The sequence below is a fragment of the Nitratidesulfovibrio sp. genome, assembly GCF_040373385.1.
In the GTDB taxonomy this organism is placed as follows: Bacteria; Desulfobacterota; Desulfovibrionia; order Desulfovibrionales; family Desulfovibrionaceae; genus Cupidesulfovibrio.
In genome coordinates this window covers 384658-408001 of the sequence record NZ_JBDXXH010000004.1, presented here as the reverse complement: position 1 = coordinate 408001, position 23344 = coordinate 384658, and the positions used below count along the sequence as shown (strand labels likewise).

Genomic DNA, 23344 nt, shown 5'->3' with positions numbered 1-23344 from the left:
ACGGCTTCGTGCCTTGCCATGCCACGCGGAGGGGCGTAAAACCCGCCGAACATTCGCCCCCTCACGGAAGCCCGATGCACCCGCTGCTGCGCGACAGGAACCTGCACACCATCTTCGGCATCACCCTTACGGTGATCATGGGCGTTTCCAGCGTCATGCCCGCGCTGCCGCTGATGGCGCGCCAACTGGGCATTCCGCTGGCCTCGGTGGGCCTTGTGCTGACGGCCTTCACCCTGCCGGGCATCGTGCTGGCCCCCATCGCAGGCGTACTGGCCGACCGGCTGGGCCGCAAACGCGTGCTGCTGCCCGCCATGGCCCTGTTCATTCTGGGGGGCACGGCCTGCTTCTTCGCGCGTGATCTTTCCACCCTGCTGGCCTGCCGTTTCGTGCAGGGGTTTGGCGCAGCCCCGCTGGGCGTGCTGTACACCACCCTCATCGGCGACCTGTACGAGGGCAACGACCGGGTGCGGGCCATGGGCTACAACGCCGGGGTGCTCAGCCTGGGCACGGCCGTCTTTCCCGCCGTGGGCGGCCTGCTGGCAGAGTTTGGCTGGAACGTGCCCTTCCTGTTGCCTCTGGCCGTGCTGCCACTGATGCTGGCCGCCGCGCGCCTGCGCCTGCCCCCCACGCGGGCCATGCAAACGCTGGGCGAATATTTCCGCTCCACCCTGCGCATTGCGCTGTCACCCCGCGCGCTGGTGCTGTTCGGGCTTTCCCTGCTTACCTTCGTGCAGTTGTACGGCCCCCTGGTCACCTTTTTCCCGGTGCTGGCGGATACCCGCTTCCACGCCGCGCCCTCGCGCATCGGCGCCATCTTCGCCGTGTCCTCGCTGGGCACGGCCATGATCGCCTCGCAGTTGGGGCGGCTGTCGGAACACTTCCCCGCCCGGCGGCTGATCATGCTCAGCCATGTCTTCTACGCCGCCGCCATGCTGTTGCTGCCGCTGATGCCCGGCCTGTGGTGGCTGCTGGGGCCGGTGCTGTGCTTCGGCATGGCCCAGGGCCTGAACCTGCCCAACCTGTCCACCATGATGACCTCGCTGGCCCCCACCCAGCAGCGCGCGGCCATCATGGCCGTCAACGGCACCCTGCTGCGCCTGGGGCAGACCGTGGCCCCGCTGGTGTTCGGCCTGCTCTACGCCGGGGGCGACCTGCCCGCCGTGTTCGCGGGCGGGGCCGCCGTCAGTTGCCTGATGCTCGCGCTGGCGGCGTGGCGGCTGCGCTGATCCGCTATCGCACCCTGCTGGTTCCGACAGAACGCACCAGGGCCTTGCGGACAACATCCGCAAGGCCCTGGTGCTTTTCTGCCCGCCTCCCTTTCCCGCGAACATGCCGGGCCGGGCAGCAGCAGTCCGCCCCGCGTACAGGCGCGAATGCGAGGAATGTGCAAAAGAAAGATGGAATCGTATCTTTCGCAGTCCGCCACCCTGCGGTAGGAAACACGGGTGAACCGCTCCTGCCCCGGCAGGACCAGGGCCAGTCGGACAGGAAACATCCCGCGCGACAAGTACGGCCAATCGGCTGCGACCAGACGGCTGCGACCAGACGGCAGCGGCATGACCGCTGCGGCATACCTTGCCAATCATGGAGGCACATGACGATGAGCGATACGGCAAAACCCAGGAAGGCGCAGGCATCCCCGGCATCCGGAAAGAATGAACGGCCCGCGCGGGCAAGCAAGGCCGCGAAGGGTAGCGCGAAAGCGGGCGCCCCCAAGGGGTCAGGCTTGGCACCGTCAAAGGTCTACTTCACCGACATGCGGTGCAGGATCGGCACCAGCCTGCTGGACAAGATGGACAAGCTCATGCTGGCGGCGGGCGTGGAGCGGATCAACTTCCAGAACGCCTTCGTGGCCATCAAGATTCATTTCGGCGAGCCGGGCAACCTTGCGTTCCTGCGCCCCAATTTCGCCAAGACCGTTGCGGACAGGGTGAAGAAGCTGGGCGGCATGCCCTTTCTCACCGATGCCAACACGCTGTACGTGGGCCGCCGCAACAACGCCCTGCTGCATATGGACGCCGCCTACGAAAACGGGTTCACCCCGCTTTCCACAGGGTGCCACGTGATCATCGCTGATGGATTGAAGGGCGCGGACGAGGTGGAGGTGCCCATCGAAGGCGGCGTGCACCTGAAAACCGCCAAGATAGGCCGGGCCATCATGGACGCCGACATCTTCATCTCGCTGAACCACTTCAAGGGGCATGAGCTGACCGGCTTCGGCGGGGCCATCAAGAACATCGGCATGGGCAGCGGCAGCCGGGCGGGCAAGATGATCATGCACAACAACGGCAAGCCGCGCGTTGCCCACGACAAGTGCGTGGGGTGCCGTACCTGCGCAAGGTACTGCAACCAGGACGCCATTACCTTCAACGAAGAGAAGAAGGCATCCATCAACCACGAGCTGTGCGTGGGCTGCGGGCGCTGCATAGCCACCTGCAACTTCGACGCGATCGACACGCCGTGGCAAGGCAGCAGCGACGACGTGAACATCCGGATGGTGGAATACGCGAAAGCCGTACTGGACGGACGCCCCAACTTCCACATCAGCGTGGTCAACCACGTCTCGCCGAACTGTGACTGCCACGGCGAAAACGACGCCGCCATCATTCCGGACATCGGCATCTTCGCCAGCTTCGACCCCGTGGCGCTGGACAAGGCCTGCATCGACGCGGTCAACGCCGCGCCGGTCATACCCGGCACGGTGCTAGGCGACAGGATCGGCAACCAGCTGGAAGGCAAGGGCGAAGCTGCCTGCGACTGTGCCAGTCACTCAGGTCACTCAGGTCACGCAGGTCATACAGGGCATACCGGACGGCATGACCATTTCCATGTTGTCCACCCCAGCACCAACTGGCGGAGCCAGATCGAACATGCCGAGGCCCTGGGCCTTGGCAGCGGGAACTACGAACTGGTGACCATCAGGTAGCCTTGCACTGCGCGGCACGCTGCCCGCACGAAAGATGGAGGGGAGGGACCAACTGGTCCCTCCCCTTTTACGTCACATTGACACGGACATGGCTCGAAGCGGCTTTTCGACCGAACGGTCCGAGTCAGGCCATCCGGCAGGGCTACCCGGCCGCCAGTTCGATGATGGCCTTGCAGAACGCGGGCAGGTCGTCGGGCTTGCGGCTGCTGACCTGGTTGCGGTCCACCACCACCTCGGCGTTTTCCCAGATGGCCCCGGCGTTGATCAGGTCGTCCTTGATGCCGGGGGTAGAGGTGCAGCGGAAGCCGTGCATGATGCCCGCCGAAATGGGAATCCACCCGGCATGGCAGATGTGGGCCACCACCTTGCCCGCCTCGTGCATGCGGCGGGTGAGTTCCAGCACCTTGGGGTCGCGCCGCAGCTTGTCCGGGGCAAAGCCCCCGCTGATGACCAGCAGGTCGAAGCTGGCGTCATCCATGTCGGCAATGGCCGCATCGGCCTTGCAGGGGTAGCCGTTCTTGCCCGCGTAGGTGCGGCCCTTCTCCGGTCCGGCCACCACCACCTCGGCGCCCTCTTCGATCAGGCGCAGCTTGGGGTACCACAGCTCCAGGTCTTCATACACGTCGTCCACGAACATGAGGACGCGCTTTCCCTTCAGTCGTTCCATGGGTTCCTCCCGCCCCGCTCTGGCGGGGCAATCGGCTAGCCGTAACTGAAAGGGGCGGCTTTCGCCGCCCCGTGAACATCGCTCTACGCTAGATGATGCGCTTGCGAATATGGGTGACGAACACCTCCGCGATGATCACCACCGCGAAGATGCATACCAGTATAAGCGCTACACGGTTCCAATGGAACAGGTTGAGCGCCTCGTCGAGAGCCATGCCGATGCCGCCCGCGCCCACCAGCCCGATGACCGAGGATTCGCGCACGTTGATGTCCCAGCGGAACAGGGCAATGCCCCAGAACGCCGGGGAAACCTGCGGCCAGTAGCCTTTCAGGAACACGCTGATCCACGGCGCACCAGAGGCGCGCAAGGCCTCGATGGGGCCGGGGGCGGATTCTTCCAGCGCCTCGCCGAACAGCTTGCCCACGAAGCCGATGGACCGCACGGCGATGGTCACCGTGCCCGCCAGCGTGCCGGGACCGAACACCGCCACGAACAGCAGGGCCCAGACCAGCGTGTTGACCGAGCGCGACGAGACCAGGATGAACGTGGCCAGCCAGTTCAGCGCGGGCACGCGGCACACGTTGCTGGCCGCCATGATGCCCACGGGTATGGCAATGCCCAGGGTCATGATGGTGCCCACGGTGGCGATGTGCAGCGTTTCGATGAGCACGGCGTGCACGCCGCGCTCGTAGTAGGCGTAGTCCACGGGCCACATGCGGGCGAACAGGTCGGCCACCTGTTCCGGGGCGTCCATGAGGAATTCGGGAATGATCTCCACCGTGCGGAACGACCATGCCAGCAGGATGCCCGCCGTGAGAAAAACCACGAAGCGCGCCATGCGCTCCGCCGGGGTGAAGCGTTGCCAGATGCGCGCCGCGCTCATTGGAACACCCCCTTCACCCGCACCGCCACGTATTCGGACACCATGATCAGTGCGATGATGGACAGCAGGATGGCGCACACGAAGCTGTAGTCGAACCGCTGGAAGGCGGCGGCCAGGGTACCGCCAATGCCGCCCGCGCCCACGATGCCGATCATGGTGGAGTTACGCAGGTTCGAGTCTACCTGGTAGGTGGAAAAGCCGATGAACCGGTTCAGCACCTGCGGCAGCACGGCGAAGGCCAGCACCGAAAGAAACGGTGCGCCAGCGGCCCGCGCGGCTTCCACCGGCTTCAGCGAGATTTCCTCGATGGCTTCCGCGAACAGCTTGGCCACGAAGCCGATGGACGCAAAGATCAACGTCAGGATGCCCGCCAGCGGGCCGAAGCCCACCGCCTTCACGAACAGGATGGCGAAGATCACCGGGTGGAACGAACGGCACACGGCAATGAAGCCGCGCGCGGGCCAGGTCAGCCAGTCGGGCATCAGGTTGCGCGAGGCACACAGGCCCACCGGCAACGAAACCAACACGCCGAAAAGCGATGCGATGAGCGCGATCTGCAACGACTCCATCAGGTTGTCGATCAGCAGCTTCCAGCGCTTGAATTCCGGCGGAAACATGGCCCCCAGAAAACGGGCGCCGTTGTCCAGCCCCGCCAGCAGGCGGTCCCAGGAAATGTCCAGGATGGACAGGGCGTACAGGCAGTAGAGCACGGCCAGCAGGTAGCCGAAGCGGGCCCACCAGTTGACCGCGAAGGGCGCGGGACGGGCGACGGTTGCAGCGCTCATGCCAGCCAGTCCTCGCCACCGTAGATGAGCTTGAGGTGGGCGTCGGTCAGGTCGCCGGGCACGCCGTCGAAGACCACGTCGCCCTTGGACATGCCCACCACCCTGTCGGCAAAGCGGCGGCCCAGGGTCACGTCGTGGATGTTCACCAGCACGGGGATGTCGTTGACGGCGGCCACTTCGCGCAGCAGTTCCATGATCTCGACCGAGGTCTTGGGGTCCAGCGAAGAGGTGGGCTCGTCCGCCAGCAGGATGTGCGGCTGCTGCATCACCGCGCGGGCAATGCCCACGCGCTGGCGCTGGCCGCCGGAAAGTTCGTCGGCGCGGGCGCGGGCGAATTCGGTCAGCCCCACCATGTCCAGCAGGTCGTAGGCGCGCTCGATGTCCTCTTGCGGAAACTTGCGCAGCCAGGCACGCCACGGCGAAATGTAGCCCAGTCGCCCGCAGAGCACGTTTTCCATCACCGACAGGCGTTCCACCAGGTTGTATTCCTGAAACACCATGCCGATGCGCCGACGCGCCGCGCGCAGGTCGGACCCGCGCAAGGTGCAGATGTCCTGCCCGCTTACAAGGATGCGCCCGGAGGTGGGTTCGATGAGCCGGTTGATGCAGCGCAGCAGCGTGCTCTTGCCGGTGCCGGACGGGCCGATGATGGCGGTGGTGCACTGCCCGGCCACGGTCAGGTTGATGTTCTTGAGCACGGGCTTGCCGCGCGTGTATTCCTTGCGCAGGTTCTCGACGACGAGCGACTTGTCGCCCGCGCTGCACGCGGGGCGACGGGGGGTGGAAGCGGACTCTGTTGCCTTGTGCACTTGCTGATTCCCGGAGCTGCTGGTGAAGGACGCACCACGACGCCCGATGGCATCCGGCCTGCGGGCGTGGCGCGTCCTGCGGACGGCGTGCCGGGTCCGTATCCCGCACCGGAAGCCCCGCAAGGGTCACCGGCGCGGCGGATAAGGCACGCGGTTTCGAAAGCCTGGCACGGGGTTGCCGTACCGCAGCAAAAGCGGCGGGCACCGGACATGCCGATACCCGCCGCACGTAGGCTACTGCTTCTTGGCTTCGGCTTCCTGCTTCTTCTTGGCGGCCTCGGCGGCTTCCTTCTCGGCGATCTTTTGCAGACCGGTCTGGTTGAAGGTTTCGCCGTTGGCTTCCGCGATCTCGCGGATGACCGCCCAGTCCTTCTGGTAGGTCACGGGGAAGAACCGGTCGGCCCCGCCGAAGGTCTTCTGCATTTCGGGGGTGAAGCGATATTCGTTGAAGGCAGCGATGATCTTCTTCACCAGGTCGGGGTTCAGGTCATGGGCATACCCGAACGAAGAGGTGGGAAACACGTCGCTCTGCCAGATGATGCGGTAGTCGGCTTCATTGATGCGCCCGGCCTGGGCCATGCGCTTGTACACGTCACCGGCAACGGGGGCGGCGTCGTAGTCGCCGTAGCCCACGCCCAGGATGGACTGGTCATGCTTGCCCGAATAGACCACGGTGTAGTCCTTTTCGGGGGTTATGCCCAGCTTGGGGAAAATGGCGCGCGGGGCCAGGTTGCCCGAGTTGGACGAGGCGGAGGTGTGCGCCACCTTCTTGCCCTTCAAGTCGGCCATGGTCTGGATGGGGCTGTCCTTGCGCACGATCATCAGCAGGCGGTAGCCCTGGAAGCCTTCGGCATCGCCCTTGACGGCGATGGGCACGTAGCCCGCCAGGTTGACCGCATAGCAGGTGGGGCCGGTGGAAAAACCGGCGATGTGCAGACGGCCGGAACGCATGGCTTCCACTTCGGCGGCGTTGGACTGCACGGTGTAGTAGACCACCTTCTTGCCGGTGCGCTTTTCCAGGAAGGCCTGGAAGTCGGCAAAGGCGTCCTTGTAGACGGCGGGGTCTTCAACCGGGGTGTAGGTGAACACCAGCGTGCTCGGGTCCTTCCACTTCCCCTTTTCCTTGGGGGAGTCGGCCACCAGATCCTTGTTGTCGTCGCAGAACATGGCGTCCAGCGAGCCACGGTTCGTGCAGTCGTCGGCAGCCTTGGCGATACCGGAGGACATAACGCACAGGCCCGCGGCCAGTACGACCGGAGCGAGCAGCAACTGCATCCACTTCTTGGTCATTGCCTTCTCCTCGATTGGCGTTGACGTTGGAATGATCGGCCCATGCGGCGTCTCACTCTTGTCACCGAAACGCCGCAAAATCGTCATATTGTAATCCAGGCAACCTGATTCTCAAAGCATTTTTTGCCCGACGGACATCCACCGGACACAGGGTGCCGTGCCGCATAACAACATATTGCCGAAGCAGGCCAAACCGGGCAAGCGACGTTACCGTTACGCCCGGCATCACCACGTCCGGTCGGGCGGCGGATACGCCGCCGGTTCAGCAACCGCCAAGGTCTTCCACTACAAGGGCGGGCTGGCGTGCAAGCCCGGCAAGGTCCTCACGCCGGGTCTCGCCGCTGAGCACGAGTATGAAGTCCATACCGGCGTTTTCCGCCAGCAGTTTGTCGGTATAGATGCGGTCGCCCACCATGACCATTTCGTGCGGCTGGTAGCGCGAAAGCAGTGAACGCAGCAGAATGGTGTTGGGCTTGCCGAACACGATGTCCGGCATGCGCCCGGTGGCCGCCTCGTACAGGGCGATGAAGCTGCCCGCGTCGGGCAGCGGCCCCCGGGGCGAAGGGCAGACCTTGTCGGCATGGGTTGCCAGAAAGGCGACCTCGGGCCGTTGCAGCAGCAGGCACGATTCCGTGAGCTTCCGGTAGGTAAGTTCCGTGTCATAGCCCAGCAGCACGGCCTGGCAGTCGTCCCCGGCGGTGAACGTGATGTCGGGCATGCGCTCGCGCAGGAAGGCGGTGAAGTTGGCGTTGCCCACCGGATAGACGCGGGTGATGTCCTGCTCGCGCAGGTGGTCCACCAGCGGCAGCAGCGGCGAAAGCATGCGCTCGAGCCCGATGTGGATGCCCATGCCCGCAAGCTTGGCCGTATAGTCCGCCAGGTTCCTGGAAGTGTTGTTGGTCAGGAACTGGATGTCGCGCACCCCGAGGTTGCGGCGAATGAAGTCCACGGTGCCGGGAATGGGCCGGTCGCCCAGGTACACCGTGCCGTCCAGGTCGAAGATGATGCAGCGCTTCTGGTCGAGATTCATGAACGTTCCCATGGGGCATGTAGACGCGGTGCGTTGATGGAAGAAGCCGATCGCCGCCGGGTTTCCCCCCCCTCGCCCCCCCGGTCAGACCGAATAGCCGGACCGGGGCTGGGGGGGGCAAGCCGGAACGGTACGGGACAGGCCGGAAAGGACGCCAAGCGGCACGCGTTCCCGGCAGCATGTCGCATGAGAGACCCATCGCGTCAACGCCGGGGGGCGGGTTCCGGCCCTCCCCAGCCCGCCACGGACACGGGCAAATACCATGTTTCCTTTCTATTACAGATTGTTACAACAATGTTGCAGTGGCACGGCAACTCCATTATAGCTAACGCGCCGCTGGGGCGGGCATGCCGTATGGCAGATGCCCGAATGCAGGCGCCCTGCCCTTGCGGCGCGGTTCCGCCACGCCCGGCCTTGCCGTATCCATACATGTATCTTGCCCCGTCAGGAGCCACCCCACTTGCAGGAAAGGCAGACTCCGTCCCATACCCCGCCCCAGGCTCAGGCCCAGGCCAATACCAAGGCTGAAGCCGCCCCCGAAGGCCAGGCCCAGCCCTCGCGCATCAGCTACCTTGACGGCATCCGCTTCCGCCGGGTGGTGCGCGCCGCCGCGCGCCGTCTGATCGAAAAGCATGGCCATCTCAACGCCATCAACGTGTTTCCCGTGCCGGACGGCGACACGGGCAGCAACATGGCGGGCACCATGAAGTCCATCGTGGCCTCCACCTCGGCCACGCCGGAAAGTTCCATTGGCCGCATGAGTTCCATCGTGGCCGAATCCGCGCTGATGGGCGCGCGGGGCAATTCCGGGGTCATCCTGGCCCAGTTTCTGGCCGGGTTTTCCGAAGGGGTGAAGGACCTGTCACGCGTCAGCCCCCGCGACTTCGCCGAGGCCGCATCGCTGGCCGCGCGCCGCGCCGTGGAGGCCATCGCCCACCCCAAGGAAGGCACCATCCTCACGGTCATTCGCGACTGGGCCGACCACCTGCGCGACAACTGCCATTCATACAAGGACTTTCACCACCTGCTGCACGATTCGCTGGACCGTGCCCGCCAGTCGGTGCAGGAGACACGGGAAAAGCTGGCCGCGCTCAAGGCTGCCGACGTGGTGGACGCGGGGGGCCTTGGCTTCGTGTACCTGTTGGAAGGCATTGCCGAATTCACCGAACGCGGCACCATCAACCGGCGGCGCCAGACAGACGGACAGACGGATACTACCGGCGCCGCAGATGCGCACGACGGAGCGGACGGGGACGACGCCGACAGCGCCACCCTTGGCGAGGCCCAGGAACGGGTGGCCGTGGAGGAACTGACCTACGGCTACTGCACCGAATGCCTTATCCGCAACGAGGCGGCCAGCCCCATCGACCGCGAGGAACTGCGCGTCCGGCTGGAGGAACTGGGCGATTCCATCGTGGTGGCGGGTGCCGGGGCCGTGACCCGTGTCCACGTGCACACCGACGCGCCGGACACGGTGTTCGCCATTGCCGCCGAATACGGCGAGGTGTCGCACCACAAGGCAGAAGACATGCTGCGCCAGCATCGCGACCTGCTGGCCGCCGTGGCCGCCGCTGCCGCCACTGCTGACGGGCAGCCCCAGGCCGCGCCCGCACCCACCGGCACCGCCGTGGTCACCGACTCCACCTGCGACCTGCCGCGCGAACTGCTGGACCGGTACGCCATCCGCACCGTGCCCCTGCGCCTGTTCCTGGACGACGAGGAATTCGTGGACAAGGTGAGCATTTCGGCGGACGAGTTCAACCGCCGCCTGCCCGCGTCCCGTTCCGCGCGCACCTCGCAGCCCGCCCCCGCCGATTTCCGCACCGTGTACGAAGAGGTGCTGCGCACCCATGCCCAGGTGGCCTCGCTGCACGTGACGGCCATGTACAGCGGCACCCACCAGTCCGCCGCCACCGTGGCGCGCATGGTTTCGCCGCACATCGCCGCCGTGGACTGCCGTACCCTGACCGTGGGCCTTGGCCTTGTGGTGCTGGAGGCGGCCCGCCGCGCGCAGGCCGGCATGGATGCGGCAGAGGTGGCCCGCCTTGCCGCGCGCGACGCGGACAACCTGCACGTGTACGTCGCCATGGACACCCTGGACTTTGCCGTACGCGGCGGCCGCATGAGCCGGGGCACCGGCATGGTGGCCAAGCTGCTGCACATCAAGCCGGTGCTGTGCTTCGACCCGCGCAAGGGCGGCAAGGTGGAGGTGGCGGCCAAGGGCATCGGCCCGCGCCGCGCCGGGGAAAAACTGTTCGCCCTGCTGGAGCGGGCGGCTGCCAAGCTTGCCAACCCGCGCTTTGCCGTGGCCCACGTGGGCGCGCCGGACACCGCCGCCCGCTACGCCGCCGAACTGGAAGCCCGCTTTGGCGTGGCCCCGCTGTACGTGGTGCCCGCATCGCCGGTGCTGGGGTGCCACAGCGGCCCCGGCGCCTGCGCCGTGGCCTTGCTGGGTGATGCGCCATCGGATGATGCCCCGGCTGCGGGTTAAGCACGCTCGGACAATCCGCCCGGTTAATCACGCCCGGATAATCACACGCTGACGCGGCTTTTTGCGGCTGCGCCCTTGTCAGACGCCAGGCTTGCAGCTATCTTTTGCCCATGGAAGCCAAGGCGGCACGCCTGCCCGCTTCCACCCGCATTCCGGCAGCCACGGACAGGCAGCCCCGAACCGGCGGACATGACGCCGTCCCCATCCGCATTCCGGACGATAGCGGGGGACGAGGTCGTGACGTCACGGCTATCGTGCCAAAGGGGGTGCGCCATGGCGTACATCTATTCCGACATCTCCACCTTTTCCGGGCGCAGAATACTGGAAATGGTGCTGGGCCAGCAGGTACGCTCCGGCATGCGCCTTCAGGTGACGGACGAAATCATCGCCCTGTACATGCGTTCATTGCAGGTGGCGGAGCAATACCCCACCAAGATCATGACCGCATCGCAACGCGGCGTGCCGCCGGAAGTGATCCGGGGGCTGATTGCAAGCTGGTCCATCTGACGGCGCATTGGCAAGGCGCATCCTGCGGTTTTCATCAACTGACATGACGTACGTATCGGCGGCTCCTTCGGGTGCCGCCGTTTCATTTTCCGCCCCTCCTCCGATCCGTCGTTCCTGCGGGAACCACGCCCGCGCCGTCCTGCCGTCGCCGCATTGCATTTTGCGTCCATTGCGCCGCCCGTGCCGTGCCCCTTTCCCGCTCGTTCACGGCAGGCTGTGGCGGGCCGACTCGGGCTGCATACCGCGCCGCCGCTGCATCACGCATGAAACACACGGCCCCGCACCATGCGCCCGGCATGCTTCCATTGTTTGCACAACCGTGCAACATGCCGAATTTTTCTTGCCGTGACCTGTAGTTGCGTTTATTGATGGCCCAAACGCGCGCAGGGGCGGCACTCTCACCGCTCGCATCATCCCGGCCCAAGCGGCCCGGCCACCACGGAACGGACGCCCTGCTCCGTTGCACCCAACGCCACCATTGGTGCGGCTATGTCAAAGAAGCAAAAAGGTCAGACCCGCGTCTGCGTATACCCCGACTGGTGCAAGGGCTGCGGCCTGTGCGTGGCGTTCTGCCCCGCCAAGGTGCTTGTGCTGAACGCCTTCGGCAAGGCCGAGGTGGCCAACGAGGACGAGTGCATCAATTGCGGGTTCTGCGAGTTGCACTGTCCGGACTTCGCCATCGCCATCAAGCCGCGCACCCGCAACGGTGCAGGCCAGCCGGACCCGCGCAGCGAATGGAGCGACCCCGAGAACGAACACGGTCGCGCCTCGCCCCCGGTGCGCACGGCCGAACCGAACCCCAACCCCGAAGAGTGACGCCATGGCGGTGCAACGCAAGAAACGCAAGAGACGCGAACTGTTCGCGCTCGGCAACGAGGCGGTGGCCGAAGGCGCACTGCTGGCCGGGTGCTCGTTCTACGCGGGCTACCCCATCACCCCGTCCACAGAGATCATGGAGGTCATGGCCAACCGCCTGCCCCTGATCGAGGACGGCGTGTTCATCCAGATGGAAGACGAAATCGCCAGCATGGGCGCCACCATCGGCGCGTCGCTGGCGGGGCGCAAGGCCATGACGGCCACCTCCGGCCCGGGCTTTGCCCTGATGCAGGAGCACATCGGCTACGCCTGCATGGTCGAGGCGCCGCTGGTGGTGGTCAACGTCATGCGCGGCGGCCCCAGTACCGGTCTGCCCACAAGCCCTGCCCAGGCCGACGTGCAGATGGCTCGCTGGGGTACCCACGGCGACCACCCCATCATCGTGCTGTCCGCATCCAACGTGCAGGAATGCCTGGAAATGACAGTGACGGCCTTCAACTTTGCCGAAAAATACCGCACCCCGGTCATCCTGCTGCTGGACGAGGTGACGGCCCACACCCGCGAAAAGATCACCGTGCCCGACCCGGACGAGGTGGAAATCCTTTCCCGCGTCACGCCCACGGTGCCACCGGAATGGTTCAAGCCCTATGCCGACACGGCGCGCGGCGTGCCCGCCATGGCCCCCATCGGGTCCGGCTACCGCACCCACGTCACCGGGCTGACCCACGACGTCATGGGCTATCCCACCCAGCGCCCGGACGAGGTGAAGGACGCCATGCTGCGCCTGTTCCGCAAGATCGACCAGTATTACGGCGACATCCAGATGGCCGACGAATACATGCTGGATGACGCGGACGTGGCCGTGGTGGCTTACGGCAGCGTGGCGCGTTCCGCCTATCTGGCCGTGGAGCAGGCCCGCGAACGCGGGGCCAAGGCCGGGCTGCTGACCCTGAAGACGCTGTTCCCCTTCCCCCGTCCGGCGGTGGAAAAACTGACCCACCGCTGCCACACCGTCGTCGTGCCCGAAATGAACATGGGGCAGATGTCGCGCGAGGTGAAGCGCGTCAACAATGGCCGCACCAAGGTGCGCACCATCAACCGGGTGGACGGGCAGATCATCACGCCCTCCGAAATCCTGAAAGCCATACTGTAGGTGGGCCATGGCGGACGTTACCCAACTCATCCACGACTACCTGCGCCATAACAAGAAGTTCCCCCACGTGTTCTGCGCGGGCTGCGGCCACGGCATCGTGCTGGGATCGCTGATCCGCAGCGTGCACGCGCTGGGCCTGCCCAAGGACGACGTGGTGCTGGTGGCGGGCATCGGCTGTTCGGGCCGCATGGCCGTGTACGTGGACTTCAATACCGTACACACCACCCATGGCCGGGCGCTTACCTTCGCCACCGGCATCAAGATGGCCAACCCCAAGCTGAAGGTCATCTGCGTCATGGGCGACGGCGACGCCATGTCCATCGGCGGCAACCACCTCATCCACGCCGCGCGGCGCAACATCGGCGTCACCGCGTTGATCCTGAACAACCAGATCTACGGCATGACCGGCGGGCAGTGTTCGTCCGCCACGCCGCAGGGCGACATTTCCATGACCACGCCCTTCGGATCGCTGGAAAAGTCCTTCGACATCGCGGAAATGTGCATGGCTGCGGGCGCAAGCTACGTGGCGCGCGGCACCTCGTTCCACGCCATCCAGATGGACAGGCTGATCAGCTCGGCCATCATGCATCCCGGCTTTTCGGTGGTGGAGGTGTACAGCCCCTGCCCCACCCAGTACGGGCGCAAGAACAAGTTCCGCAACGCCGTGGACATGTACAAGTGGCTGAAGTCCAACACCGTGAAGGTGGAGACCCTGAAAGACCCCACGCAAAAGCCGGACGACGGACGCGTCCCCATCGGGGTGTTCCGCGACGTGGAAGAGCCAGGGCTTGAGGAACGCTACTTCGAGCTGCAACGCAAACTCATGGGGCAGAACCGATGAAGGCGCCGCAACCCATAGACCGTTTCGAAATCCGCCTTTCGGGCCTGGGCGGGCAGGGGCTGATTACCCTGGGCCGCCTGCTGGGCTCTGCGCTGGCGCTGAGCCACGGCTACTACGTCACCCAGACCCAGAGTTACGGCCCCGAGGCGCGCGGCGGCTCCAGCCGCGCCGACGTGGTTGTCAGTTCGCGCCCCATCAGCTACCCCAAGACCGAAAGCCTGGACCTGCTGGTTGCGCTGAGCCCCGAGGCGTGCAACAGCTACTACCGGCTGCTGAAAAAGACCGGTATCCTGCTGGTGGATACCACCCTGGTCAAGCACGCACCCACCAACGTGTACCTGGGCCTGCCGTTCACCCAGATGGCCAAGGAGCAGATAGGCAACCCCATGACCATCAACACCATGGTCATGGGCGCGGTGACGCACCTCTTGCCCTTCGCCGACCCGAGGGTGATGCGCAAGAGCATGGAAGCCAACCTGCCCGCCAAGATCCGCGAGGTGAACGCCAAGGCCTTTGCCCTGGGGCTGAAGCAGGCCCAGCGCCACTTCGGCGATGCGGGCGGCATCTGGGCAGCGGCAGAGGAGAATGGGGCGCATGCCGAGGACGACATCATAGTCTAGGGGGCGCGCCCGTCCTTTTGCCCCCTGTCGGTGTCAGGCATCGTTCGCCGCTCCGGTCACGTACCAAAGAGTACGCTCCCATCGCGGCGAACTCGCCTTCCTTGCCGGAGAACGAAATTCGTGTCCCTCGCGGGCGCTGTGCGCGGTCACAGCGCCCGAATCACGAAAAAATTGATCCGAAGTTTTTCTACCCAGATATTAACAACGCATTTCCGCCCTTCGCCGGGCGCAGACGGACCAGACCATGAGCACGACCATTGAAGAATTGACGGTGAATTACGAGGAAGACGGCCAGCTTGTGGTCAAGGAACTGGACAAGTCCGTGCTCTCCAAGGGCGCATGGACCACCATCCTGTTCCGCTACCAGCAGTGGGACCCCAAGACCGAAGACTACGGCGCGGACAAATATGTGGTGAAGCGCTACAAGAAGACGAACGGCGAATACCGCGCCCAGTCCAAGTTCAACATCTCCAGCGCCGACCAGGCCCGCAAGATCATCGAGGCCTTGCAGGGCTGGCTGGACGAAGACCCCACGGCGTAAGCCGTTTCGATCTGTCAGGTCGGTCAGGCTGCCGGACGGTTCAACATCTCCGGTAGGCCGGACAGCACCGGCTGACGCCAGCGGAGTGCAACGGGCGGGATAGCGCAACATGCGCGATCCCGCCCGTTTTTGTCGTTCAGTTGTCCGGCGCGGCGAGTCCACTCGTCGCGCATCACGGCTTGGCGCGTTGCTCAATCCACGGGCACGCACTCCACGAAGCGCCCCACGTCGCGAAAGCCCAGCCGGGCATACACGCGGTACCCCTCGCCCGAGGCCTGCAACACCGCGTGGCGGCAACCCGCCTGCCCGGCGTGCCCCAATGCGGCACGGGTGACGGCGGTGCCCAGCCCCCTGCGCCGGAAGGCTTCCAGCGTGCACACGTTGTACACGCCGGCCACGTCGAGCGACGCGGTGTCCCCTGCCGTAGGGTGCCCCGACGCGGTGCGGTACACTTCCGCCGCCCCTGCCAGTTGCCCGTCCTGGTACGCCACCAGCAACGTTGCGGCGAATCCGGGGCTGCACAGGGCCGGGGCGGCGCGGCGGTGGAAGCGCAGCACCTCGCCGTCCGGCGGATTCCAGTTGGCGGCCAGCACCGAGGCAAAATCGGCCACGCCCGCAGCATCACGGACAACACGGATATCCAGCCCCGGCGTTGGCGCTGGCTCTTCCAGTTCCGCATTCACCAACGGAAGATACATGCCGGTTTCCACTTCGCCCACGGCAAAGCCGTGCGTGGCCAGCGCGGCGGGAATGTTGGCTCCCTGTTCCGCCCCGTCGCCCGCACCGGAGAGCGGTCCCAGCCACCACGTGTACGGTGCGCCATGCTGGTCAAAGAACGACCGCACCGCCGCCACCGTATCCGCCAGCGGCACGCCGCCCCGATATCCGAAGGCCTTGTTGAAGGTATCCGATGCCACCCCGGCGTACACGGCGTGCACGTCCGGTCGTTCCAGCAAGGCTGGCTGCTCAGGCTGGGTGACCTCCGGCGGCATCGGCATGCCCGGCCCGTTCCCCCGGTCCGGTACCGCAACACCTGGGCGGTAGATCATATCTCCGCCGTTCACCAGAGCCACCTGCCCGGCAAGCCGGGTTGCCAGATTGTCCTCGATACAGCGTTGCATTTCACGAATATTCATCGCTGTTCCCATGGTTCGCGCTTCCTTGCCCACCCGCGCCCACCCGCGCCCAGTCCCGTCCTGCCGCGCCGCCTCGTCGCGGGGCTATGGCAGGCGCCCCCCCCCCACCCCGAGCGCAAAAAGCAAACGACCGGCCCCCGTTGCCGGAAGCCGGTCGCATCAATGCGTGCGTTAGCCGGGCGGCGTCGCCTATTTCATGCCGCGTGCCTTGGCCACGGCAAACTTCTTGGCGTCTATGCCGTACTTCTTCACCTTGTAGTTGACGATGCGGTAGCTCACGCGCAGGTCGCGCGCGGCCTGCAGCATGTTGCCGCGCGCCTTCTTCAGCGCGTCCACCAGCAGTTCCTGCTCGAACTTGGCCACCGCCTCGCAGAACGAGAGGTTGGTGTCCGTGGCGGTGGATTCCGCCGTCTGCAACGAAGGCGGCAGGTGGTAGGTGCGGATGACCTGTTCATCGCACACCAGCACCGCGCGTTCGATGCAGTTCTTCAGTTCGCGGATGTTGCCGGGCCAGTGGTACTGCGTCAGCAGGTCGATGGCCGGGGTGGAGATGCGCTTGATGCTGCGCGAATACTCCTCGGAGTAGATGCGCAGGAAGTGTTCCGCCAGCGGCAGGATGTCCTCGCGCCGCTCGCGCAGCGGAGGAATGAAGATGGGGAACACGTTGATGCGGTAGTACAGGTCCTCGCGGAACAGCCCCCGCTCGACAAGCTCCTCCAGCGGCTGGTGGGTGGCGCAGATCAGGCGCACGTCCACGGTGATGGTCTGTTCGCTGCCCAGGCGCTGGATTTCCTGCTCCTGGATGGCGCGCAGCACCTTGGCCTGGGCGTTGGGCGACAGTTCGCCCACTTCGTCCAGGAACAGGGTGCCCTTGTTGGCCAGTTCGAACAGGCCCTTCTTGGTGTGCACCGCCCCGGTGAAGGCGCCCTTCTGGTAGCCGAACAGCTCGCTTTCCACCAGTTCGGAGGGCAGCGCCGCGCAGTTCAGCTTGATCAGCGGCATCTCGCGCCGGGGGCTGGCCTGGTGGATGGCTTCCGCCAGCAGTTCCTTGCCGGTGCCCGATTCGCCGCGCAGCAGCGCCGTGGCGCGGCTGGGGCCAACCTGCGCCGCCTGGTTCAGCACCAGTCTCATGGCTTTGGACGCGGCAACCACGTTGGACGGGGTGAACCCGATGTCGTTGCTGTCGCCCACGATGAGGCCCTGGGTCATCAGGTGCTTCTGGCGGGCCATTTCCTCCTGCAGGTACGAGGCGTGGTTGGCGATCATGCCCGCCACCACCTCCAGGAACCGGCAGTGCGATTCCAGCTGCGGCATGGGCACCGAGGGGGTGTCCACGCTGAGGGTGCCGATGACCTCGCGGCCCTGCCGGGGTTCGTCGGCGGGGCCGAGAACCGGCACGCAGATGAAGGCCAGGGTTTCCTGCTCCTCGTCCGAACGGCCAAAGGCCTTGTTCAGGAACGCCGGGTGGTCCTTGATGCGCGGCACGATGACCGGCTGGCCCGTGGAAAACACCTGCCCCGTCACGCCCACGCCCGGCTCGTATTCCACGTGGTCCGCCTTGGCGGGCGTCTGCGACAGGCTGAGCTTGAGGGTGCGGGTTTCCGGGTCGAAGATGACGATGTGCGGCCGCTGGAAGTCATGGTTTTCAGCCAGCGTGCGGAGCAGCGACTTCAGGGTGGACTGAAACGGTCGCTGCGGCCCCATGTCGGACACGATCTTCTGGAGCGTGCCGAGATAGGGCTGAAGGCGCTTGTCGTCGGTGATGGTGGTCATGCGGTCAGCTCGCGGAGGCTACGGCCCGAACGCCCAGTTCGACCGCCCTCAGGTTCATGTCCATGAGTTTGGGGGCAAGATGGGTGCGGATGGCGGCTTCCAGCGCGTCCGGGCCAAAGGGCAGAAGCCCGCTGGCGCAGGCCGCGCCCAGCAGCACGCTGTTGCCCGCCTGCACCGACCCGGCCTGAAGGCCCAGGGTGCGGCACGGCAGAAACCACGATTTCGCGGCGCAGCCTTCCACCTTGGCGCGGATGCGCTCCATCTCGGGGTAGGCTTCGCGCCCGGTGGAAACGCCCACCGGCGGCAGCGGCTCGGTGTTGGACAACACGCTGCCCCCGGCGGCCAGGTGGGTCATGCCGCGCAGGGTTTCCAGCGGTTCGAAGCCAAGGATCAGGTCCGCCTCGCCATGGCCGATCTTGGGGCTCATCCAGCCGCCGAGCAGGATGGTGGATTCCACCACCCCGCCGCGCTGGGCCATGCCGTGGATTTCGCCGGAGGTAACTTCCAGCCCCTGGTCCAGGGCGGTGCGGGCCAGCAACGTGGTGGCGGTCAGGGTGCCCTGCCCGCCCACGCCGGTAAGATAGATGCGGATGCGTGCGGGGGTGCTCATGCGTCGCTCCTCTTGCGGGCCTTGATGGTATCCGCAACCTGTAGACAGACCATGCAGCCGCCGCAAAGGTTCTCGTCCACGTGAATGCCGGTGTCGTCGCGGAAGAAGGCGGGGCAGGCCAGGTGTTCCAGACAGTCGGCCACGGATGGCCCCTGCTCGGCGACGTAGGCCACCTGATTGCGCGGCTTCTTCAGGGTGCGCCGGGCGTAGAGCACGCACGGTTCCTCGGCGATGATCACGCGCACGCCGGAGCGTTCCTTCATTTCCGTCAGGGCCTTCATGGTGGACTTGACGTTGAAGGGCCGCACCCTGGCCACGTCGGCCACGCCGCAGCCGCGCACCACGGCCTCGATGTCCAGGTGCACGCAGGCGTTGCCCAGCACATCCTGGATCACGCCGGGGTTGGGCTGGTGACCGGTCATGGCCGTGGTGCCGTTGTCCAGCACCACCACGATCAGGTCGTGCTTGTTGAACACCGCGTTGACCAGCCCGGTGATGCCGGAATGGAAGAAGGTGGAATCGCCGATGAAGGCCAGCGTGGGCTTGCCCGACGCGGTGGCGAAGCCGGACCCCGCAGACACCGACGAGCCCATGCAGAACAGGAAGTCGGCCATGCGCAAGGGCGGCAGCAGCCCCAGCGTGTAGCAGCCGATGTCGCTGGAGTAGACGGCATCGTCGCCGAACACCTTGCGCACGGCATAGTACAGCGCGCGGTGCGAACAGCCGGGGCACAGGTTGGGCGGGCGCACGGGCAGGGCCGTTTCCGGGTCGCAGGCAATCGGCAGCCGGGCGGTTTCGCCCAGCAGGTCAGCCAGGGCCTGAGTGACGGTCTGGGTGGAATATTCGCCGTAGATGGTCAGCGCGCCGCCCTTGCCGCTGACGGCAACGGGCAGGTTGTTGCGCTGCACCAGCGCGCGCACGTCGTTTTCCAGCAGGGGTTCCAGTTCTTCCAGCACCAGCACGGCATCGCACTGGGACAGGAAGTCGGTCAGCAGATCTTCCGGCAGGGGCCAGGTCATGCCCAGGTCCAGCACCTTCACCCGGTCGGTCCAGCCCGTCTCGTGCAGGGCGTCGGACAGGTAGGCGCGGCTGATGCCGCTGGCGATGACGCCGAAGCACCCTTCGCCGCGCACGGTGTTCCACGGGGAATGCTCGGCCTTCTCCCGCGCCATGCCCAGGTGCTTGACCAGTTCGGCGTGACGCACACGGGCCACGGCGGGCACGGGCACGAAACGCCGGGGATTACGCTCGAAGGGCACGATGGGCGCGGGCTGACCCAGCGGGCCGAATTCCACGGCGCCGCGCAGGTGGTTGACGCGGGTGGTGGTGCGCAACAGCACGGGCTGTTCAAGCTCGCGCGCCAGCAACAGCGCGTCGCGCGTCATGTCCTTGGCTTCCTGCGCGGTGGCGGGCTCGAAGCACGGCATGCCCGCGAAACGAGCGTAAGTGCGGTTGTCCTGCTCGTTCTGACTGGCGTGGCAGCCGGGGTCGTCGGCGGAAAGCAGCACCAGGCCGCCGGGCAGGCCCGTATAGGTCATGGTCAGCAGCGGGTCGGCGGCCACGTTGACGCCCACGTGCTTCATGGTCACCAGGGTCATGGCCCCGGCCAGGGCGGCACCCGCCCCCACTTCCATGGCCACCTTCTCGTTCACCGAATATTCCAGGCGGTAGCGGCCACCGCCGCCAATGCGGCGGAAGGTGTCGGGCACTTCGGACGACGGGGTGCCGGGGTAGCAGGCCACCAGGTTGACGCCCGCCTCCAGCGCGCCGCGCACGATGGCCTCGTTGCCCAGCAGCAGGCGCCGTGCGCCCGGTTCGTCGGCCAGCAGGGGGTTCACCGGGCGGGTGCCCGGAGTCGCAGTGGGTTCGCTCATGGGCTTACGCGCCCCCCTTCTGCATGCGGGCCTTCAGCGTTGCGGCGCGGCTCTTGAAATAGTCCTTGTTGCCAGCGGACTCGGAGGCCATCAGCTGTTCATAAGCAGCCACGGCACGGTCCAGCTTGCCCGCACGCTCCGCCACGACGGCCAACTGGCCGCGCACGGCATTGCGCGAAATCTCGCTCACCGAATTTTCCAGCCCTTCCAGCACGGCCAGGGCCTCGGCGTCCTTGCCCGCCTGCGACAGGGCCTGCGCACGGCCGATGCGGGCCACCACGCCGGTGGCGCCTTCGGCGGCGGCCAGACGTTCCCAGGCCGAGGCGGCCTTGTCGTAGTCCTTCAGTTCCATGGCGGCTGCGGCAAGGTCCAGCAGCACGGCGTTGCGCACGCCCGACGGCGCCTTGGCCAGGAACGCCTCCAGGGCCTGCACGCGATCCGCGCCGGTCTTGGCCACGGTGAGCATGCCCAACTCGGTCTGCGCCTCGCGCGTCTTTTCGGCGTCCCACCAGCGGTAGCCCGCGCCAGCGCCAGCGGCCAGCACCAGCACGCCGAGCCCGGCGGCGATGGTACGGGCGTTGTCCAGCACGAAGCGCAGCAGCGGCGCGGCCTCGCCAGACACCTCGCCTTGCAGCGGCTGGGGAATTTCGGGTTGCTGCTGGGCGCGCGGCAGGCCTTTGCGGATTGTGTTCTCCGACATGCGAATTGCTCCTTGGAATGCGGCGCGGGGCCGCTTTATGGCTGGAAATCGTAAAGCCCGATACTTCTACGTTCCCATTACAGAAATGTCAAAAGGATTCCGGGCGGAGGCCGGTTTCTCGCGGCCCGTATGGGCTTGCGGGTTTTGACAAGGCACTTTTGCAGGCCCGCGGGACAGGACGGATAACAGGACGAATCAGACGGGCCGGGCGGGCTGGTCAAATCAGACGGGCCGGATTGGCAGGACTGGCCGAACGGGCCGGGCGGGCTGGACTGGCCGGACGGGCGCCTGACCTGCCCAACGCGCACCCGTATGGCCATTGCGCGTCCGCCCGTGGCACGGCGCGTCGGAATCATGCAAGCCGCCTTGCGCGATGCGCCGGGTACCGCGCCCGACCGTCGGGGCTGCCCCGTGCCATCCCTCCCGATCCCACCGAGCCGCCTTACGTCTGCGGGAGGAGGGGCATACTGTTGCGTTGCCGGGGGGCTGCGGCTATAGCAATGTTTCGCAACCTTCACACGCCGTTCCGCCACCACACGGAACGCCAGAGCGCCGGAGCCGCCATGAGCACGCAGAACATTTCTTCCGCCCCCGGCACGACACAGGACATCGCCACGGGCGACATCGTCCAATTGGTCGAATCCATGGGCAAGCGCGCCAAGGCAGCCGCCCGCAAACTTGCCGCCGCGCCCCCCGCCACCAAGATCGACGCCCTGCTGCGACTGGCCGGGCTGCTGGAATCGCGCGAGGCCGACATCCTTGCCGCCAACGCGCGCGACCTTGCCGCCGCCGAGGCGGCGGGCATGGACGCCCCGCGCATGGACCGCCTGCGCCTTACCCCGCGCATCATGGCCGAAATGGCCGCCGCCTGCCGCCACGTGGCGGGCCTGCCCGACCCGGTGGGCGCGGTGGAAACCCAGTGGCAGCGGCCCAACGGCCTGCTGGTGGGGCGCATGCGCATCCCCCTCGGCGTCATCGCCATCATCTACGAATCGCGCCCCAACGTGACCATCGATTCCGCCATCCTGTGCCTGAAGGCGGGCAACGCGGTGATCCTGCGCGGCGGGTCGGAGGCCATCCACTCCAACCTGGCCCTTGCCGGGCTCATCGCAGAGGCCATGGCCGCCTCGGGCCTGCCCGGCGACGCGGTACAGGTGGTCTCGCGCACCGACCGGGCCGCCGTGGGCGCCCTGTGCGCGCTGGAACAGTACATCGACGTGATCATTCCGCGCGGGGGCGAAACGCTGATCCGCGCCGTGGTGCAGCAGGCCACCATGCCCGTGCTGAAGCACTACAAGGGCGTGTGCCACGCCTACGTGGACGCGGGCGCGGACCTGCAACAGGCCGTGGAGATCGTCTTCAACGGCAAGGTGCAGCGCCCCGGCGTGTGCAACGCGCTGGAATGCCTGCTGGTGCACAGGGACGAAGCCGCCGCCCTGCTGCCCGCCGTGGCCGCCCGGCTGGCCCCTGCCGGGGTGACCTTTCGCGCGTGCCCGGCCTCGCTGCCGCTGCTGGGCGATGCAGCCTCCGCCGCCACGCCGGATGACTACGGCATGGAATTCCACGACCTGATCCTGGCCGTGCGCGTGGTGGACGACATGGACGAGGCGCTGGCCCACATCGCCGCGCACGGGTCCAACCACACCGAAATCATCTGCACCCGCGACCACGCCCGGGCCATGCGCTTCCTGCGCGAGGCCGACGCATCCATGGTGGCGGTGAACGCCTCCACCCGCTTCAACGACGGCGGGCAGCTTGGCCTTGGCGCCGAGATCGGCATCAGCACGTCCAAGCTGCATTCCTACGGCCCCATGGGCGTGCAGGAACTGACCACCACCAAGTTCGTGGTGTTCGGCGCGGGCCAGATACGGGAGTAGCGGGAACAGCGGGAA

General features: G+C 66.3%; 21 protein-coding genes. 10 read left to right on the top strand and 11 right to left on the bottom strand.

Translation table 11 applies throughout. The annotated features are described in order from the left end of the window. Window positions 1-74 precede the first annotated feature (74 nt). Both ABWO17_RS09965 and ABWO17_RS09960 read left to right on the top strand, forming a co-directional pair. On the top strand, window positions 75-1226 hold the full coding sequence (locus ABWO17_RS09965) for an MFS transporter (protein ID WP_353118080.1): 1152 nt from the start codon (window positions 75-77) through the stop codon (window positions 1224-1226). Window positions 1227-1726: 500 nt separating this feature from the next. Next, window positions 1727-2926 carry a DUF362 domain-containing protein gene (locus tag ABWO17_RS09960; protein WP_353118078.1) on the top strand — a complete coding sequence of 400 codons (1200 nt, stop codon included), beginning with the start codon at window positions 1727-1729 and terminating at the stop codon, window positions 2924-2926. 142 nt (window positions 2927-3068) lie between these two features. Here ABWO17_RS09960 and ABWO17_RS09955 read toward each other — a convergent pair whose 3' ends face one another. The 6 genes from ABWO17_RS09955 to ABWO17_RS09930 form a co-directional block, all read right to left on the bottom strand. Continuing rightward, entirely contained in the window at window positions 3069-3593 is a 525-nt protein-coding gene (locus tag ABWO17_RS09955) for a type 1 glutamine amidotransferase domain-containing protein (RefSeq protein ID WP_353118076.1), read from the bottom strand. 88 nt (window positions 3594-3681) lie between these two features. After that, entirely contained in the window at window positions 3682-4476 is a 795-nt protein-coding gene (phnE, locus tag ABWO17_RS09950) for a phosphonate ABC transporter, permease protein PhnE (RefSeq protein WP_353118074.1), read from the bottom strand. Then, entirely contained in the window at window positions 4473-5261 is a 789-nt protein-coding gene (gene phnE / locus ABWO17_RS09945; RefSeq protein WP_353118072.1) for a phosphonate ABC transporter, permease protein PhnE, read from the bottom strand. Before phnE (ABWO17_RS09945) ends, phnE (ABWO17_RS09950) begins: the two co-directional genes overlap by 4 nt. Beyond that, window positions 5258-6070 carry a phosphonate ABC transporter ATP-binding protein gene (gene phnC / locus ABWO17_RS09940; protein ID WP_353118070.1) on the bottom strand — a complete coding sequence of 271 codons (813 nt, stop codon included), beginning with the start codon at window positions 6068-6070 and terminating at the stop codon, window positions 5258-5260. The genes phnE (ABWO17_RS09945) and phnC overlap by 4 nt, the downstream gene beginning before the upstream one ends. Before the next feature lie 234 nt (window positions 6071-6304). Continuing rightward, on the bottom strand, window positions 6305-7360 hold the full coding sequence (gene phnD, locus ABWO17_RS09935; protein ID WP_353118068.1) for a phosphate/phosphite/phosphonate ABC transporter substrate-binding protein: 1056 nt from the start codon (window positions 7358-7360) through the stop codon (window positions 6305-6307). 262 nt (window positions 7361-7622) lie between these two features. After that, the gene (locus ABWO17_RS09930; RefSeq protein ID WP_353118066.1) at window positions 7623-8390 is read right to left on the bottom strand and encodes an HAD-IIA family hydrolase; all 768 of its coding nucleotides are present in this window, start codon (window positions 8388-8390) and stop codon (window positions 7623-7625) included. A 460-nt stretch (window positions 8391-8850) separates the two neighbouring features. Between ABWO17_RS09930 and ABWO17_RS09925 the strand changes: the two genes are divergently transcribed. The 7 genes from ABWO17_RS09925 (at window position 8851) to ABWO17_RS09895 (ending at window position 15359) form a co-directional block, all read left to right on the top strand. Continuing rightward, the gene (locus ABWO17_RS09925; protein ID WP_502914902.1) at window positions 8851-10881 is read left to right on the top strand and encodes a DAK2 domain-containing protein; all 2031 of its coding nucleotides are present in this window, start codon (window positions 8851-8853) and stop codon (window positions 10879-10881) included. Between the two features lie 273 nt (window positions 10882-11154). Continuing rightward, a complete protein-coding gene (locus tag ABWO17_RS09920; RefSeq protein ID WP_353118064.1) occupies window positions 11155-11388 on the top strand; it encodes a hypothetical protein in 234 nt (77 codons plus the stop codon). A 489-nt stretch (window positions 11389-11877) separates the two neighbouring features. Further along, window positions 11878-12204 (top strand): 4Fe-4S dicluster domain-containing protein, encoded by a 327-nt coding sequence (locus ABWO17_RS09915; RefSeq protein WP_353118063.1) that lies wholly within the window; start codon window positions 11878-11880, stop codon window positions 12202-12204. A 4-nt stretch (window positions 12205-12208) separates the two neighbouring features. After that, window positions 12209-13357, top strand: a complete 1149-nt coding sequence (locus tag ABWO17_RS09910) for a 2-oxoacid:acceptor oxidoreductase subunit alpha (protein WP_353118061.1) — start codon at window positions 12209-12211, stop codon at window positions 13355-13357. A gap of 7 nt (window positions 13358-13364) precedes the next feature. After that, the gene (locus ABWO17_RS09905; RefSeq protein WP_353118059.1) at window positions 13365-14198 is read left to right on the top strand and encodes a 2-oxoacid:ferredoxin oxidoreductase subunit beta; all 834 of its coding nucleotides are present in this window, start codon (window positions 13365-13367) and stop codon (window positions 14196-14198) included. Then, a complete protein-coding gene (locus ABWO17_RS09900) occupies window positions 14195-14818 on the top strand; it encodes a 2-oxoacid:acceptor oxidoreductase family protein (RefSeq protein ID WP_353118057.1) in 624 nt (207 codons plus the stop codon). The genes ABWO17_RS09905 and ABWO17_RS09900 overlap by 4 nt, the downstream gene beginning before the upstream one ends. 244 nt (window positions 14819-15062) lie before the next feature. Then, entirely contained in the window at window positions 15063-15359 is a 297-nt protein-coding gene (locus ABWO17_RS09895; protein ID WP_196608095.1) for a hypothetical protein, read from the top strand. 191 nt (window positions 15360-15550) lie between these two features. On the opposite strand, the gene ABWO17_RS09890 is transcribed toward ABWO17_RS09895, so the two are convergent. The 5 genes from ABWO17_RS09890 to ABWO17_RS09870 form a co-directional block, all read right to left on the bottom strand. Beyond that, the gene (locus ABWO17_RS09890; RefSeq protein WP_353118055.1) at window positions 15551-16495 is read right to left on the bottom strand and encodes a GNAT family N-acetyltransferase; all 945 of its coding nucleotides are present in this window, start codon (window positions 16493-16495) and stop codon (window positions 15551-15553) included. Between the two features lie 189 nt (window positions 16496-16684). Further along, on the bottom strand, window positions 16685-18268 hold the full coding sequence (locus ABWO17_RS09885; protein ID WP_353118053.1) for a sigma-54-dependent Fis family transcriptional regulator: 1584 nt from the start codon (window positions 18266-18268) through the stop codon (window positions 16685-16687). A 4-nt stretch (window positions 18269-18272) separates the two neighbouring features. After that, window positions 18273-18878 carry an indolepyruvate oxidoreductase subunit beta gene (locus ABWO17_RS09880; RefSeq protein ID WP_012611758.1) on the bottom strand — a complete coding sequence of 202 codons (606 nt, stop codon included), beginning with the start codon at window positions 18876-18878 and terminating at the stop codon, window positions 18273-18275. Then, window positions 18875-20752 (bottom strand): indolepyruvate ferredoxin oxidoreductase subunit alpha, encoded by a 1878-nt coding sequence (iorA, locus tag ABWO17_RS09875; RefSeq protein WP_353118050.1) that lies wholly within the window; start codon window positions 20750-20752, stop codon window positions 18875-18877. Before iorA ends, ABWO17_RS09880 begins: the two co-directional genes overlap by 4 nt. Window positions 20753-20756: 4 nt before the next feature. Then, complete coding sequence (locus ABWO17_RS09870) at window positions 20757-21452, bottom strand: tetratricopeptide repeat protein (RefSeq protein ID WP_353118048.1); 696 nt, start codon at window positions 21450-21452, stop codon at window positions 20757-20759. A 563-nt stretch (window positions 21453-22015) separates the two neighbouring features. On the opposite strand from ABWO17_RS09870, the gene ABWO17_RS09865 reads away from it, so the two are divergent. Continuing rightward, complete coding sequence (locus ABWO17_RS09865; RefSeq protein ID WP_353118046.1) at window positions 22016-23329, top strand: glutamate-5-semialdehyde dehydrogenase; 1314 nt, start codon at window positions 22016-22018, stop codon at window positions 23327-23329. The last annotated feature ends 15 nt before the right edge of the window (window positions 23330-23344 follow it).